Below are 14,587 nucleotides of genomic sequence, written 5' to 3'. Positions count from 1 at the left end.
CACTTGCCGACCGAGCGGCTTTCCGAATACGAAAAACGCCCGAACCGAAGTCCGGGCGTTGCGAGCGCGTTGTGCGAGCGCGTGCGCGCGGCGGGTTGCGCCTACGCTTTGGCCTTACGGCTTGACAGCGCCGCTTTCACCGCGCCGATGACGGCAGGGGCCACCGACACCGCCACGATGCCCAGCACGATGATCTCGAAGTGGTCTTGCACGAACGGCACGCCGCCGAAGAAGTAACCCACCAGCACGAACAAGCTGACCCACGAGATGCCACCGATGGCGTTGAACAGCGTGAACTTCGCAAAGTTCATGTGACCGGTACCGGCGATGAACGGGGCGAACGTGCGGAAAAACGGCATGAAGCGCGTGATGACGATGGTCAGCCCGCCGTATTTCGCGAAAAAGCCGTCAAGCTTGGCCATGCGCTCGGGCGTGAGCGCTTTGACCTTGCCCGAGTCGATGATGCGCGCACCGAAGAAGCGGGCAATCCAGTAGTTCGACGTGTTGCCCAGGATGGCCGCCACGTAGAACACCAGCAGCGTGGCCCACAGGTGCAGCCCGCCGCCATCGGCCGAGAACACGCCCGCCGCGAACAGCAGCGAGTCGCCCGGCAGAAACGGGAAGAACACCAGGCCCGTTTCGATGAACACGATAAGGAACAGCGGCGTGTACACCCACACCGCGCCCAGCGTGAGAATCCAGCCGGCAATGGCGCCGCGCGGGTCGCTGAGCAGGTTCACGAAGAAATTGACGATATCCATGCATGCCTTTCGGTCAAGATATGCCGCGAAACGAACGAAAACGCGGTGTATCTGCTTGCATTTGGGTACAAGAAAAGCATCCTATATGGGACAGGGCGCTCGTCAGAGGCCCCTTATGGCTGCTTCCTCCCGGACCTGACCAGGTTCGGAACTTGGCGCCGCCCCGACCCATATAAGATGCTCGTTGTGACGGGTTAGAGTATACGTCAAAAATTTGACCTGCACGTTACACGCTTTTGCCAACTACCAAATGCACACAGCGCCCTTACGGGTGCTTTACGAAGCCCTACGAAAGCGCTTTTTCCTTCGCGGCGCCCTGCATGTTCGCCAGCACGCCGTTGAGGCCCTCGAACACGCACGTGCTGGCCGCCTGCGCGATGTCGTCAAGCGGGATACTTGATTCGGACATAAGCCAGCGGCGGTACACCGCCACGATGCCGGCGCAGAAAAACGACACCGTGAACTGCAGATAGGGGTCGTCGCGCTTCAGGCCAAGCGCGTTGTCGGCCAGCACCACCTCAACCAGGCTTGCCTCAAGCCTGTCGAGCATATCGGGCAGCGACGCGTGCTGCACCACCAGCCGGCTGCGCGACATATCGGGGGCAAGCGCCATGCTGATGCTGTGGAACAGCTCGGCCACGTTGATGCTCTGCCCGCCGCTGCGCAGCGCGTCGCGGCAGCTTTCCATGATGGTTTGCGCCTCGTCGTAGATGATCTCGTCGGCAAGGTCGCTAACCGAGCCGTAGTGCAGGTAGAACGTTTTGCGGTCGATATCGGCCTCGCGCGCGATGGATGCGATGGTGATCTTGTGGTAGTCCTGCTCTTCCATAAGCTTGAAGAACGCCTCGCGAATGGCCTTGCGCGTGCGCACGACGCGCCTGTCGGTGGACCGGCGCAGATCCTTGTCAGCACCGCCGGTTTTCACGCTTTCGTCCATGGCCATTCCCTTCTGCGCGGCGCGCGCCGCAAACGCAACGAAAAAGCGCCCGGCCGCCGCCGAGCGCTTCATATTATTGCACAGATTCCGCAAAAACCGTTTCCTTTTCCCCACCTGTAGCAAAACCGACGCCTGAGGGAAAGAATGGTGACGCAAACCCGCAGGTCGCACCAAAGTCAGCGAGGGCCGCTGTGGTGCCCGGAATTCGTGGGAGCGAACAAGCCAGTGGCTTGTTCGCAAACCAATTATGCGCCCGAGCGGGCGCGCCCAGCTGAGCTGGGCGCCGCGTACTTCGGTACGCAAGTCCTCGGGTTCGCGCGAAGGCCGGGTGCCACAGCGGCCCACAGTGTCGAGTCAGTTCGCCGGCCGGCAGGCCGGCGAAACGTTATACCACTTGGAAGATGAAGAACTTCAGGTAGTCGGTTTCGGGGATGCCCCATACGATGGGATGATCGGGCGCCTGCTGGCGCTCCTCGATCTGGCGCAGTTGCACGCCCGCGTCATGTGCGGCACTGGCAACCACATGCTTGAAGCGCTCGGTGTCCATGAAGTGGCTGCAGCTGCAGGTTGCCAGATACCCGCCGCGCGGCAGCAGCTTCATGGCGCGATAGTTGATCTCCTTGTAGCCGCGCGCGGCGCTGTCGATGGTCTTGCGGCTTTTCGTGAACGCCGGCGGGTCAAGCACGATGAAGTCGTACGTGCGGTCGCGGGCCGCCTCAAGCTGCGGCAGCAGGTCGAACACGTTGACGGCCGTGAAATCCATATGCTCTTCCAAGCCGTTGAGCTGGGCGTTCTTTCGCGCCTGTGCCACGGCAAGCTCGGAGATGTCCACGGCGTTCACGTAGGCGGCGCCGCCATGCGCCGCGTTCAGCGCAAAACTGCCCGTGTGGGTGAAGCAGTCGAGCACGTGCTTTCCGGCGGCAAGCTTCGCCACGGCACGGCGGTTGTACTTCTGGTCCAAGAAGAAGCCCGTCTTCTGGCCGTTTTCGAAATCCACCTCATAGCGCACGCCGTTCTCCACGATCTGCGTGGCCGTAGGGCCGAAGCTTTCCGTGCCCGACGCGCCAGGCGCCAACGGGTCAAGGCTTGCGGGCGCTTCGTCACCTGCCACGCCCGCGAACCAGCCCGCCGTCTGCTCGAGGCCCTCAAGCTTGCGCGTTGCGGCATCGTTGCGCTCATACAGGCCGCGAATGGCAATGCCGTCTTCCGCCAGCACCTCAAGCAGCGCCCCGAAGATGACCGGCTTCAGCTGCTCCATGCCCACGGAAAGCGTTTCGGCAACCAGCACGTCGTTGAAGCGGTCGACCACCATGCCCGGGAACCCGTCGGCTTCCGAGAACAGCACACGGCAGCAGCTGGCATCTTCGCCCATGACCGTTTTGCGGTACTCCCACGCCCACGCAACTTTACGCTTCCAAAACGCCTGGTCAAACGTATCATTTGCATTGCGCGTAATAAGGCGGATGCGAATTTTGCTGCGCAGGGACAAAAGCCCCGTACCCAGGTAAGAGCCCTTGCGGTTCACCACGTCGACAAGGCAGCCGTTCGGCACCTCGTCAAGCCCGGGCGCAGGCTCCATGAACAGCACCTCGGCCTCGTACACCCAAGGATGCCCCTTAACCAGCGCATGCTCGCCTTTCGGCGTGATGGTGGCGCGAGGATAAGGACGTTGAGCTTTCATGAGAATCCTTTCAGAAAAAGAACGCCGACGAAAATGACTGATGAGAGCCGTAATTGGTTCGCGGAGTAGGACAAAGGGACTGTCCCTTTGGCCCAAAATTGCAACGCCACAGGTCCACCAAAGTCAGCGAGGGCCGGCCCGGTGCCCCGAATCCGTGGGTTCGCGAAGGTGCCGCGTACTTCGGTACGCAAGACTTCGGGAACGCGCGGAGGCGGGGTGCCCGGCCGGCCCACAGCGTCGAGTCAGTTCGTTTGCCGTTAGGCAAACGAAACTAAAGAAGGCGCAGAGAGACTTCCTTGAGCTGGCGGCCGGTGACGGCGTTCGGGGCGCCGGTCATCGGGTCGGAAGCGCTCGACGTCTTCGGGAAGGCGATGACGTCGCGGATGGACTGCTTGCCAGCCAGCAGCATGACCAGGCGGTCGAGGCCCAACGCGATGCCGCCGTGCGGCGGGGCACCCAGCTCAAGCGCGTGGATAAGGTGGCCGAACTTCTCCTCCATCTGGTCGTCCTCAACGCCCAGGCGGCGCAGAACGCGCTTCTGCAGCTCGGCGTTGTGGATACGGATGGAGCCGCCGCCCATCTCGAAGCCGTCCATAACGATGTCATAGGAGTAGCTGGAGCATGCCAGCGGATCGGTTTCGATCTTGTCCCAATCGGCCTCGGGAATCATCGTGAACGGATGATGCTCGGCCGCGTACTTCTTCTCTTCCTCGTCGTACTTGAACATCGGGAAGTCCACGACCCACAGCAGCGCGTGGCCCGGGCGCTCGATTTCCAACGCCTCGGCCATGTGCAGGCGCAGGGCGGAAAGCACGGCGGAAGCGGTGGCGTACGTGTCGGCGGCGAACAGCAGCAAATCGCCCGGCTCGACGCCAGCGGCCTGCTTGATGGCGCCGTGGACCTCGTCGCCGAGGAACTTGATGATGGGGCTCTTGCCCGCAAGCTCGGTGTCGGCGTCAGTGTAGGCGATCCAGGCCATGCCTTTCGCGCCGTTGGCGGCTGCCACGTCGGCCAGCTTCTCGATGTCGCCGCGCGACCAGTTGCCGGCGCCCTTGGCGTTGATGCACTTCACGACGTTGCCCGCCTCGACGGCCTTGGAGAACACGCCGAAGCCGCAGCCGCGCACGATGTCGGTGAGCTCCACAAGCTCCATGCCGAAACGCACGTCGGGACGGTCGCAGCCAAAGCGGTCCATGGCTTCTTTCCACGGCATGCGCTGCAGCGGAAACTCATGCTCAACGCCGGCAGCGGACAGCACTTCCTGGAACACGCCTTCCATCAGGTCCATGACGTCGGTTTCCTGCACGAAGGACATCTCGATGTCCACCTGCGTGAATTCCGGCTGACGATCGGCGCGCAGGTCCTCGTCGCGGAAGCAGCGGGCAATCTGGTAGTAGCGCTCGATGCCGCCGACCATGAGCATCTGCTTGAACTGCTGCGGGGACTGCGGCAGCGCGTAGAACTTGCCCGGGTTCGGGCGGGAAGGCACCAGGTAGTCGCGCGCGCCCTCGGGCGTGGAGTTGGCCAGGATAGGCGTTTCCACCTCGATAAAGCCGCGCTCGTTGAGAGCAGCGCGCATGGCCTGGGCAACCGTGTGGCGCAGGTGCAGCGCGTTGTACATCTCGGGACGGCGCAGATCCATGTAACGCCACTTCATGCGCGTGGTCTCGTCGGTTTCGATGCCGTCTTCGATGCTAAACGGTGGCGTGACGGACTCGTTGAGCACGTTGACCTTGTTGGCAAGCACCTCGATCTCGCCGGTGGCCATGTTCGGGTTCACGGCATCGGCGCCGCGGTCGCGCACCTTGCCGGTGATTTGCAGCACGAATTCGCGGCCAAGATGCTCGGCCTTGTGGAAGTCTTCCTCGGACACGCAATCCGGGTCGACGACCACCTGCGTGTAACCGGTGCGGTCGCGCAGGTCGCAGAAGATCAGCCCGCCGTGATCGCGGTTGTGCCATGCCCAACCGCACAGCGTGACCTCGCGGCCCACGTCAGATTTGCGCAGCTCGCCGCACGTGGCGTCGTGCATGCAAAACTCGTTCTTGTAATCCGTCATTCTTTCTTGCTCCTTGCAATGCTTTATGGGCGCCCGGCCGCCTTTGCGCAGCCAGGTTGTTGCTCAAACTTAGCCATTGTACAACACGAAAGGGGCCGGACGCCGCACAGGCTTCCAGCCCCTTCGAAAACGACACGCGCAGCGGCCGGTGCAGGGCACTTCCCTGCCCCGCGCATTTCGGCCGCCGCGCGCCCGCGCGCTATTCCTCGGTGCCGAACACTTCGTCGACCGCAACATGCGCACCGCCGAACGGCTCGCCGCCAAAACGGGACAGCAGCTCTTTGACCTTGTCCAGCTCGGCCAGGCGCTCCTTGTGCGTCTGCATGTTGCGCACCTTCACCTGGCCGGCGGCCAGCTCGTCGGGGCCAAGCACGGCCACCAGGCGCGCTCCCACCTTGTCGGCAAGCTTGAACTGGCTTTTCAGGCTGCGGTGCTGATGGTCCATCTCGGCGGACACGCCCGCATCGCGGCATGCCTGCACCAGGCGGAACGCCTCGGCGCGCATCGAATCGTCCACGCACGCCACGAACACGTCGCAGTGCTGGGCGCTGGGGAACGTGTAGCCCGCCGCCTGGATGGCAAGCGCGCAGCGCTCGTAGCCAAGCGCGAAGCCGAAGCCCGGCGTGGGCCTGCCGCCCACTTCCTCGCACAGCTTGTCGTAGCGTCCGCCGCCGCCGATGGCGTTCTGGCTGCCCATGCCCTGGTCAACCTGCACCTCGAACACCGTGCGTGTGTAGTAGTCCAAACCGCGCACCAGCTTCGGGTCCTCCACGAATACCACGCCCGCGCCCTTCAGGTACGCCTTAACGGCCTCGTAGTGCTCGCGGCAATCGTCGCACAGGTAGTCGGAAATCTTCGGGGCGCCGTCCATAACCTCGGCGCATCCGGGGTTTTTGCAGTCGAACGCGCGCAGCGGGTTGATTTCTGCGCGGCGCATGCACTCGTCGCACATGGCGTCGGCGTGCTCGTTCATGTAGGCGCGCACGGCTTCGCGATAGGCCGGGCGGCACTTCTCGCAGCCCATGGAGTTCACCAGCAGGCGCGTGGCGTCCATGGGGACGCCGATGGCGGCGTAGAAGCGCATGAGCATGATGATGCCCTCGGCGTCGACGCTGGGGTCTTCCGCGCCGAGGCACTCGATACCTACCTGGTTAAACATGCGCTGGCGGCCTTTTTGCGGGCGCTCGGCGCGGAACATCGGGCCGGCGTACATGAGCTTGGCAGGGGCAGCACCCTGCGGCACCAGGTCGTGTTGGGCCACGGCGCGCACGACGCCAGCCGTGCCCTCGGGACGCAGCGACAAGCGGCTTTTCGCCTTGATGGTGTCGCCCTCGATGACGCGCTTGAAGTTCTCGCCGGAAATGGCGGTGAACATTTCCTTGGACACCACGTCGGTAGCCTGGCCGATGCCGCGCACGAACAGGTCGGTCTGCTCGAACAGCGGCGTCTCGATGGGCTGATAACCGTAGCGCGCGAAAATGTCGAACGCAGTGTCGCGGAAATGCGCCCAGAACTTCGCCTCATCGGGCAGAAGGTCGCGCGTTCCTTCCGGGGAATTGATTGCCATGGTGCATCCTTTGAATCGTGGTTCTTCGTATACCTTGAACTTACGCATTGTAACGCTTGGCGCTAGCTGCGTTCAGCGCACCGGGCGGTTGCCCACGCAATCAGCGCGAGCAGACCTGCAGCCCGCAGCGCGGCGCGCCTTAAGCCGGCTCGCCGAAGCTGCGCAGCACGCCCATGAGCACGTCATCGGGGCGGTAGCGCAAACGCGTGGCCAAAAGACTGCGCGTCACGTGCGCCAAGCCCGCATCGCACGCGGCTGCCAGCGCCGCGTCAAGCGCGTCGAGCACTTCGGGCGACGGAGCACACAGGATGCCTGCGTTTTGCAGGTCCTGCTCAGCCTGGTCGTGCGAGGGGATGGAAACCCCCGTCTCGTCGACAAGCTCCTTGAGCTCCGCCGTTGCCTGCAGTGCAATAGCCGGCGATGCCTCGACGGCCTTCAGGTAGCACGCCACACCAGCCTGCGCGCGCCCAAGCTTCCACGCAACATAGCCAAGCTGGTAGTACATAAGCGAGATATCCGCAGGTTGCATGGCCACGAGCAAGCCGCGCGTCAGCGTTTCGAACGCGTGCTCCATATCGCCCTGCAACATGTACGCCCGCCCCAGCACGCGATAGCCCATCGCGCACGTCGGGGCCATGGCAACCGCCGCGGCGCCGTAACGGATGGCGTCGTCGGCCCGCTCGAACGAGCGCTCAAGCAGGTGCACCACCTCAAGATGGCACAGGTAGAACGAATCGGGCACCACGCGAACGCGCTTGTCGGCATCGGCCTGCACGCCGGGCACGAACGCCGCCGTGCCCGCACGTGCCAGGTTGTACAGCACGCGCGAACCGTAGCCGTCGAACGCGCGGTACACTTCCGAGGAGCCATCGACGAAGCCGTCAAGCAGCTGCGCCTCGGAAATGACATCCGTCAGCACGCTCACCGCGGCCGCCTGGTCGGTTTCCGCCAGCGTATGGGCGCGATTGAGTGCGGCAAGGCAGCGGTCGTCGCCCAAAAAGCAGGTGACCACCGCGTTTTGGTCCGCCGCATCAAGCGATCCTTCCGCCAGCGCGCTCATCAGGCGCGTGCACGCCGATGCGGCGCGCTCGTCTTTCGCGTCGAGCGCGCGAGCCTGCACCGCGCGCACGGCGGCGATGGCCTCGGACGTGTTCGACGTGCGCACCAGTTGGTCGGCCAGGTTTTCGGCCACGCGCCGATATGCCGTGTCGTACTCGATGTCCATATCGCGCTCGCGCTGCGCGCCAAGCGGTTCGCGGGCGAATGCCGGCAGCGGGGCATCTCCCGCCGAACGTTCGTTCCACGCCTCGAACGCCGGGTGCATAAGACGCGGGTCGGGCAGCTCCGCGCCCGCAACATCCCAGCGGGCGCCTTCGCGCTCGAACAACAGACGCGCATCGTTTGCAAGCGCATCGGAAAAACCGTTCGTCTCCTTGAACGCGCGGCGCGTCAAGTCGACCTCGAACAGGGCCGCACGCTCGGCGTCCTGATTCCCGTCGGCCGCACCGCCCTCAAGCGGCCACGCCACAAGCTTCACCGTCTGCACGGCCTGCTCAGCGGAAAACGCATGCGCCGCCAGCAGCAGCCCCACGTGCGCGCCATACGAAAACACCTGTTCAGACGCTTGTTCGTCCAAGCTTTTCGGCATAAGCTTCGCGGGGGGCACCGTCAAGCCGAACGTCACGGCGCCCGATGCGGCGTCCACGCGCAACTCCACGTCCACGCGCGCCGGCAAACGCAGCTGCTCGACGCTTTGCGACAAGCGACAGCGCAGGCCCCACTCGCCGCCGTCCTGCCCCTCCGGCACGCCCGGCAGCCCACCGCCGGCAAGCTCCTGCGCGCCAACGGTTGCGAACAGCGCTTCGTCAACCCGCTCGCATTCGGAAAGCGCTGCCTCCGATGCGCGCTCGCCTAGCTTTTCGCACGCAAGCAGATAACGGTTCAGCGCCGACTCGATTGCCCAAAGCGTGCTGGTGGACGGAGCGCCGGCGTCGTTGTTCGCCACGAAATACGCTGTATGCGCATACCGCGTCGAGCGCACAAGGCGCACCGAATCATCGGGGACGCCCTGATCGCGCAGCCGTTCGAGCCCCGAAGCCTCCAAATTGCGCACCAAAAGCTCGATCACGCCCGGAGCCTTCAGCTGCGAATCGGCCAGAACCGTGCGCACATCGGAAACGAACGCGCGCAGGTTGGCGAACGGCTTTTCGGGGCCAACGTTGTCAAGCAGCTTGGTGACGTCGCGGCTTGGCACCGCCGGCGCGCCGAGCTTCGGACGATGGTAAAGCGCCAGGTACGCCCTGGTCATCAGCTCTTTGTACGTCATGTCCTGCGCATGTGCGCCGAAGTCGTACCACGTGTCGAACATGTGATAACGGTCGCGCTTCTCGCGATACGACGCCACAACGCGCGCATCGCCTGTTTCCCCGTCGCGCACGTACACGTAGCCAGCCGACTCCCCCTTCGGCATCGGTTCGCTGAAACGGGCGATCTCCACATCGGGAAGACGCGCCGGAGGGGCAACCTGAGGCTCGGCGCACGCGAACGCGCGCCCGTACACATCGATGTAACCGATGATGCGCATGGCCTGATCAGTTGGCGTTTCGCCAACCGTTTCCACCACGTACATGCCCCCGCTTGCCGGCTTCGGGCGCAGCGCCCTGCCGCCGACAACGCCGAAACGCCCCTGGGGGCGAGTGCCATCGGGAAGCGGCGGCACGCACCCGTCATACGCGTACAACCGCACGCCTAGCATCTTCTCGTGCGGCTCAAGACGCCACACGCCTTCGTTTCCTGCAACCTCTTGCACGCTGCCCGTCCTTTCGAAAAATCAACGAACAGCTTACCAGAGAGCAGCGCTGCACGCGATGAACGGACAACCGCTTCCCCCATCCCAAGACCACGAAGGACTGCCGACGTTTCCATCGGCAGCCCTTCGTGTTGCAATCCATTGCCCGCATGCGCGGTTTTGCGCAGCATTACTCCTGCGTGCGCTGGGAGTTCTCGAACGTGAAGCGACCCATCTTCACACCGCCCAGGATGTGGATGTGGAAATGCTTCACCGTGGCTGCCGAATCGGGGCCGGTGTTCATGACCGTGCGGAAACCGGACTCGCGAACGCCCTTGATCTCGGCGACCTTCGGCACCACCGACAGCATGTGGCCGAGTACCTCGGCCGGGATGCCGTCGCACAAATCGTCGTAGTGCTTCTTCGGCACCAGCAGCGTGTGCACCGGCGCTTCAGGCTCGATGTCGTCGAACGCGAAGCAGATGTCGTCTTCGTACACCTTGTTCGTGGGGATTTCGCCGGAAATAAGCTTGCAGAACAGGCAATCGTCAGCCATGAGGGTTCCTTTCAAGACAAAACGGACGGGGAACGCGGATGGGCAGCAATGTGTTGCCTGCCGCGATGGGCCGAGCTTTCGCTCGACCCTACGGGAATCAAAAGGGAATCGAGCCTACGGAACGCGGGGAATCACTTCTGACAGAGAGAATGACCCCGCGAATGCGGGCAAACCCGATCCTGCGGAACGGGAAGCCCACCCCGATAGGGCGAAGAGGCGTCCAAGCGCCCCTTCGCCTGCATGGTCTTACAGGTGGGAAACCACCAGGTCGCCCATGCCAACCGTGCCAACGACCTTGTCGGCCGGCGTGGAGGCGTCCTTCAAATCGCCCGTGCGCCAACCTTCGTCAAGCACCTCGGTGACGGCGCGGCGGATGTCGTCGGCGGCCTCGTTCATGTTGAAGCTGTAGCGCAGCATCATCTCGACGGACAGGATCTGCGCCAGCGGGTTGGCGATGCCCTGGCCGGCAATGTCGGGCGCGCTGCCGTGGCTGGGCTCGTACAGCGCCGTGGAGTCGCCCAGGCTTGCGGATGCCAGCATGCCCAGCGAACCCGTGATCTGGGCGGCCTCGTCGGACAGGATGTCGCCAAACATGTTCTCGGTAACCACCACGTCGAAGTCGGCCGGGCGGTTGATCAGCTGCATGGCCGTGTTGTCCACCAGCAGGTCCTCGATTTCCACATCGGGGTATTCCTGCTCGCCGATGCGGTGCACGATCTCGCGCCACATGCGGCTGGTTTCAAGCACGTTGGCCTTATCCACGCTGGTCACCTTGTTGCGACGCTTGCGCGCAGCCTCGAACGCCTGGCGAGCGATGCGCTCAATCTCGTACTCGCGATACTCAAGCGTATCGTAGGCGCGCTGGCCCTTCGCGCCGTTGGTGCCGGCACCCTCTTCGTCGTAGAAGCGCTCGCGCTTGCCGAAGTACAAGCCGCCGGTCAGCTCGCGCACGATCATAAGGTCAACGCCGTCGATGACCTCAGGCTTCAGCGTGGAAGCGCCGGCCAGCGCGTCGAAAATCTGCACGGGGCGCAGGTTCGTGTACAGGCCCAAGCCCTTGCGGATGCCCAGCAGGCCCGCTTCGGGACGCGGCGCGTTCGGGTCGGTGGTATCCCACTTCGGGCCGCCCACGGCAGCCAGCAGCACGGCGTCGGCAGCTTTGGCGGCCTCAAGCGTCTCGTCAGGCAGCGGATTGCCGCAGGCGTCGATGGCAGCGCCGCCGATTAGCGCATCGGTGCAGGTGAACCGCACGTCGTACTTCTTGCCCACCGCTTCAAGAACCTTCACGCCTTCGGCGATGATCTCCGGGCCGATGCCGTCGCCCGGCAGCGTACAGATGTTGTACTGCGTCATAGAAAACCTTCCTTTACAGACAGAGTCGGCAAGCGAACCTGCGGCACGTCGAATTGCCCCGCGCAGCGTCAAGCGAATTTTGGCGCGCGCCGCATGCTGCGCAAAGGGCGCAGCGAAACACCGCAGCCCCGCAAGCGTTAAGCCATTCGTTTTGCAGCGAGCAAAACGAAACAAGAGGCCGCCGGGCGCTTCGACCCAGCGGCCTTACCTAAAACCTTATGCCAGCCCCAAAACCTTGCGGGTGCGGTTGATGAGTCCGCCTTCCTCGATGATCTCGCGGATGAACGGCGGGAACGGCTGAGCCTTGAACGTCTCGCCCGTGGTGGTGTTCGTGATGATGCCGGCGTCAGCGTCAACATCCACCACGTCGCCCTGCTTGATGGCGTCAACGGCCTCGGGGCATTCCATGATGGCCAGGCCGGTGTTGATGGAGTTGCGGTAGAAGATGCGTGCGAACGACTTGGCGATAACCACGTCGACGCCCGCCGCCTTGATGGCGATAGGCGCATGCTCGCGCGAGCTGCCGCAGCCGAAGTTCTCCTCGGCCACGATGATGTCGCCCTTTTGCACCTTGTTCACGAAGTCCTTGTCCAGGTCCTCCAGGCAGTGAGCGGCAAGCCACTCAGGGTCGGAGGAGTTCAGGTAACGGGCCGGGATGATGACGTCGGTGTCGATGTCGCGACCGTAACGATGCGCGGTACCCTTGAAGTGCATGGTGATTCCTTCCCTTTCCGTTTCCTACGCGATGTCTTCCGGCAGGCCGATGTGGCCAAGCACGGCGGATGCGGCAGCCACGGCCGGGCTTGCCAGGTACACTTCGCTGGTGGGGTCGCCCATGCGGCCGACGAAGTTGCGGTTCGACGTGGACACACAGCGCTCGCCTGCGGCGAGGATGCCCATGTAGCCGCCCAGGCACGGGCCGCACGTGGGCGTGGACACGGCGCAGTTCGCGTCAAGGAACACGTCCATGAGGCCCTCGGCGATGCACTGCTTGTACACGGCCTGCGTGGCGGGAATGACAATGCAGCGCACATCGGGGTGCACCTTGCGACCGCGCAGCACGTCTGCGGCCTGGCGCATGTCCTCCAAGCGGCCGTTCGTGCAGCTGCCGATGACGGCCTGGTCGATCTTCACGTCGCGGGACTCGGCCGCCGGGCGCGTGTTCGACGGCAGATGCGGCCACGCCACCGTTGCCGGAATGTCGGCCGCGTCAATCTCGTACACGTGCGCGTACACGGCGTCGGGGTCGGAATGATACTCGGTATAGGGGCGCTCGGTGCGGCCGTCCATGTAGGCGCGCGTGATGTCGTCAACCTCGATGAGGCCCGCCTTGCCGCCGGCCTCGATGGCCATGTTGGAGATGGAAAGGCGCTGGTCCATGGACATGGAGTGGATGGCGCTGCCCGTGAATTCCATGGCCTTGTACAGCGCGCCGTCCACGCCGATCATGCCGATGATGTACAGGATGACGTCCTTGCCGGTAACGCCGGGGGCAAGTTCGCCCTCGATCTTGAACAGCAGGCTTTCGGGCACCTTGAACCACGCCTTGCCCGTGGCGTAACCCACGGCGGCGTCGGTGGAGCCCACGCCCGTGGAGAATGCGCCAAGCGCGCCGTACGTGCAAGTATGGCTGTCCGCACCGATGATAAGGTCGCCAGCGCCCACAACGCCCTGCTCAGGCAGCAGCGCGTGCTCAACGCCCATGCAGCCTACCTCGTAATAGTGCGTGATGCCCTGCTCGCGGGCGAAGTCGCGCACCTGCTTGGCCTGCTCGGCGCTTTTGATGTCCTTGTTCGGGACGTAATGGTCGGGCACCAGGGCGATTTTCGTGGGGTCGAAAACCTTCTCAACGCCGATTTCCTTGAAATTCTTGATGGCGATGGGTGACGTAATGTCGTTGGACAGCACCAGGTCGAGGTCGCACTCGATCAGCTGCCCCGGCTCCACTTCGTCGAGCCCTGCATGGGCGGCCAAAATCTTCTCCGCCATGGTCATGGGACGTGCCATGTTCACTCCTTCAATTCTGCAGTCTCGTCTGCCCGAATCCGGGCACTAGATAAACTCCATGATTGTACCACCCGACTTCGCCGGAAACGAAGAAGAGCCCCGACGGGGCCCTTCTTTATGATGCATTATTCATGTTTGGAGCGCTTGGGTTTACCACATGGTGCCGTAATAGTCGTAGTAGCCGCTGCCGTAGCCGGCCACCGCAGCGGCAAGCATGCCGCCGACCATCATGCAGAGCAGGATGCCCAGCACAATCCACACGGCGAAACCGATGGCGGAAAACTTCACGGCATCGGACTTCACCTGCGGATATTTGTCTACGTTGCACACCCAAGCCAAGATGATGCCCGGGATGCCCACCAAGGCGCCGATGACGAACCACGCGAACTTCATGCCGCCGGTCAGTTTCGTGAGCGGCGCGGGCTGATAGACGGGCTGCGCATACACCGGCTGCGCGTAAGGCTGCTGCGGTTGCGGCTGGGCATACGGCTGAGCGCCCGCGGGAGGCACCTGCGATGCAGCAGGCGGAACCTGGGCGCTTTGCGGCTGCTGCTGCGGCGCCGGCCCGGGCTGAGACGGAGCCTTCGCCGGCTCCTCGGGATTGCCGGGCTGCGCCTCGGGCGCAGGCGCAGCGGAGGCTGCCACCGCATCGTTTTCAACGGGATGCACCGTGTTGTTCACATCTTGTTCTTCGGCCATGACAGGACCTGCTTTCTCTTGCAAAGAAGCCACCCCATTCGGCTCCTTTTCTTCAACAAGGTCAGTATACGGGATGGCCGAGCGTGGGCGCGCTTTCGTCACTGAGTTGATGCAAAAGTAAATCAGGCGATGTATTTCGCCTGGTCACCGGTAACGCTTCCGTAAAAAAGCGGCCCTGT

Annotated in this window: 11 protein-coding genes and 1 other RNA gene; all 12 read right to left on the bottom strand. The window is 63.6% G+C overall.

Annotated elements, in window-relative coordinates:
- Positions 1-101 precede the first annotated feature (101 nt).
- Positions 102-761 (bottom strand): VTT domain-containing protein, encoded by a 660-nt coding sequence (locus ET524_RS06200; protein WP_129424150.1) that lies wholly within the window; start codon positions 759-761, stop codon positions 102-104.
- 79 nt (positions 762-840) lie between these two features.
- Positions 841-936: signal recognition particle sRNA small type (ffs, locus tag ET524_RS06195), an RNA gene on the bottom strand.
- 111 nt (positions 937-1,047) lie between these two features.
- The gene (locus ET524_RS06190) at positions 1,048-1,698 is read right to left on the bottom strand and encodes a TetR/AcrR family transcriptional regulator (RefSeq protein ID WP_161566615.1); all 651 of its coding nucleotides are present in this window, start codon (positions 1,696-1,698) and stop codon (positions 1,048-1,050) included.
- A 385-nt stretch (positions 1,699-2,083) separates the two neighbouring features.
- Positions 2,084-3,379 (bottom strand): class I SAM-dependent rRNA methyltransferase, encoded by a 1,296-nt coding sequence (locus ET524_RS06185; RefSeq protein ID WP_129424146.1) that lies wholly within the window; start codon positions 3,377-3,379, stop codon positions 2,084-2,086.
- A 271-nt stretch (positions 3,380-3,650) separates the two neighbouring features.
- Positions 3,651-5,438 carry an aspartate--tRNA ligase gene (gene aspS, locus ET524_RS06180; RefSeq protein ID WP_129424144.1) on the bottom strand — a complete coding sequence of 596 codons (1,788 nt, stop codon included), beginning with the start codon at positions 5,436-5,438 and terminating at the stop codon, positions 3,651-3,653.
- Between the two features lie 199 nt (positions 5,439-5,637).
- Complete coding sequence (gene hisS, locus ET524_RS06175; protein ID WP_129424142.1) at positions 5,638-7,005, bottom strand: histidine--tRNA ligase; 1,368 nt, start codon at positions 7,003-7,005, stop codon at positions 5,638-5,640.
- Between the two features lie 139 nt (positions 7,006-7,144).
- Positions 7,145-9,814: a hypothetical protein gene (locus tag ET524_RS06170; RefSeq protein WP_129424140.1), complete on the bottom strand. Its 2,670-nt coding sequence runs from the start codon at positions 9,812-9,814 to the stop codon at positions 7,145-7,147.
- 169 nt (positions 9,815-9,983) lie between these two features.
- Entirely contained in the window at positions 9,984-10,349 is a 366-nt protein-coding gene (locus ET524_RS06165) for a histidine triad nucleotide-binding protein (protein ID WP_129424138.1), read from the bottom strand.
- Positions 10,350-10,595: 246 nt separating this feature from the next.
- On the bottom strand, positions 10,596-11,702 hold the full coding sequence (gene leuB, locus ET524_RS06160; RefSeq protein ID WP_129424136.1) for a 3-isopropylmalate dehydrogenase: 1,107 nt from the start codon (positions 11,700-11,702) through the stop codon (positions 10,596-10,598).
- Positions 11,703-11,918: 216 nt separating this feature from the next.
- A complete protein-coding gene (gene leuD, locus ET524_RS06155; protein WP_129424134.1) occupies positions 11,919-12,416 on the bottom strand; it encodes a 3-isopropylmalate dehydratase small subunit in 498 nt (165 codons plus the stop codon).
- A gap of 24 nt (positions 12,417-12,440) precedes the next feature.
- Entirely contained in the window at positions 12,441-13,709 is a 1,269-nt protein-coding gene (leuC, locus tag ET524_RS06150) for a 3-isopropylmalate dehydratase large subunit (RefSeq protein WP_129424132.1), read from the bottom strand.
- 150 nt (positions 13,710-13,859) lie between these two features.
- Positions 13,860-14,408 (bottom strand): spore coat protein SP96, encoded by a 549-nt coding sequence (locus ET524_RS06145; RefSeq protein ID WP_129424130.1) that lies wholly within the window; start codon positions 14,406-14,408, stop codon positions 13,860-13,862.
- Positions 14,409-14,587 lie beyond the last annotated feature (179 nt).

Origin of the sequence: Senegalimassilia faecalis (genome assembly GCF_004135645.1) — a bacterium.
In the GTDB taxonomy this organism is placed as follows: Bacteria; Actinomycetota; Coriobacteriia; order Coriobacteriales; family Eggerthellaceae; genus Senegalimassilia; species Senegalimassilia faecalis.
Note: the sequence above shows the minus strand (reverse complement) of the source record. Positions and strands in the feature narration are given on the sequence as shown.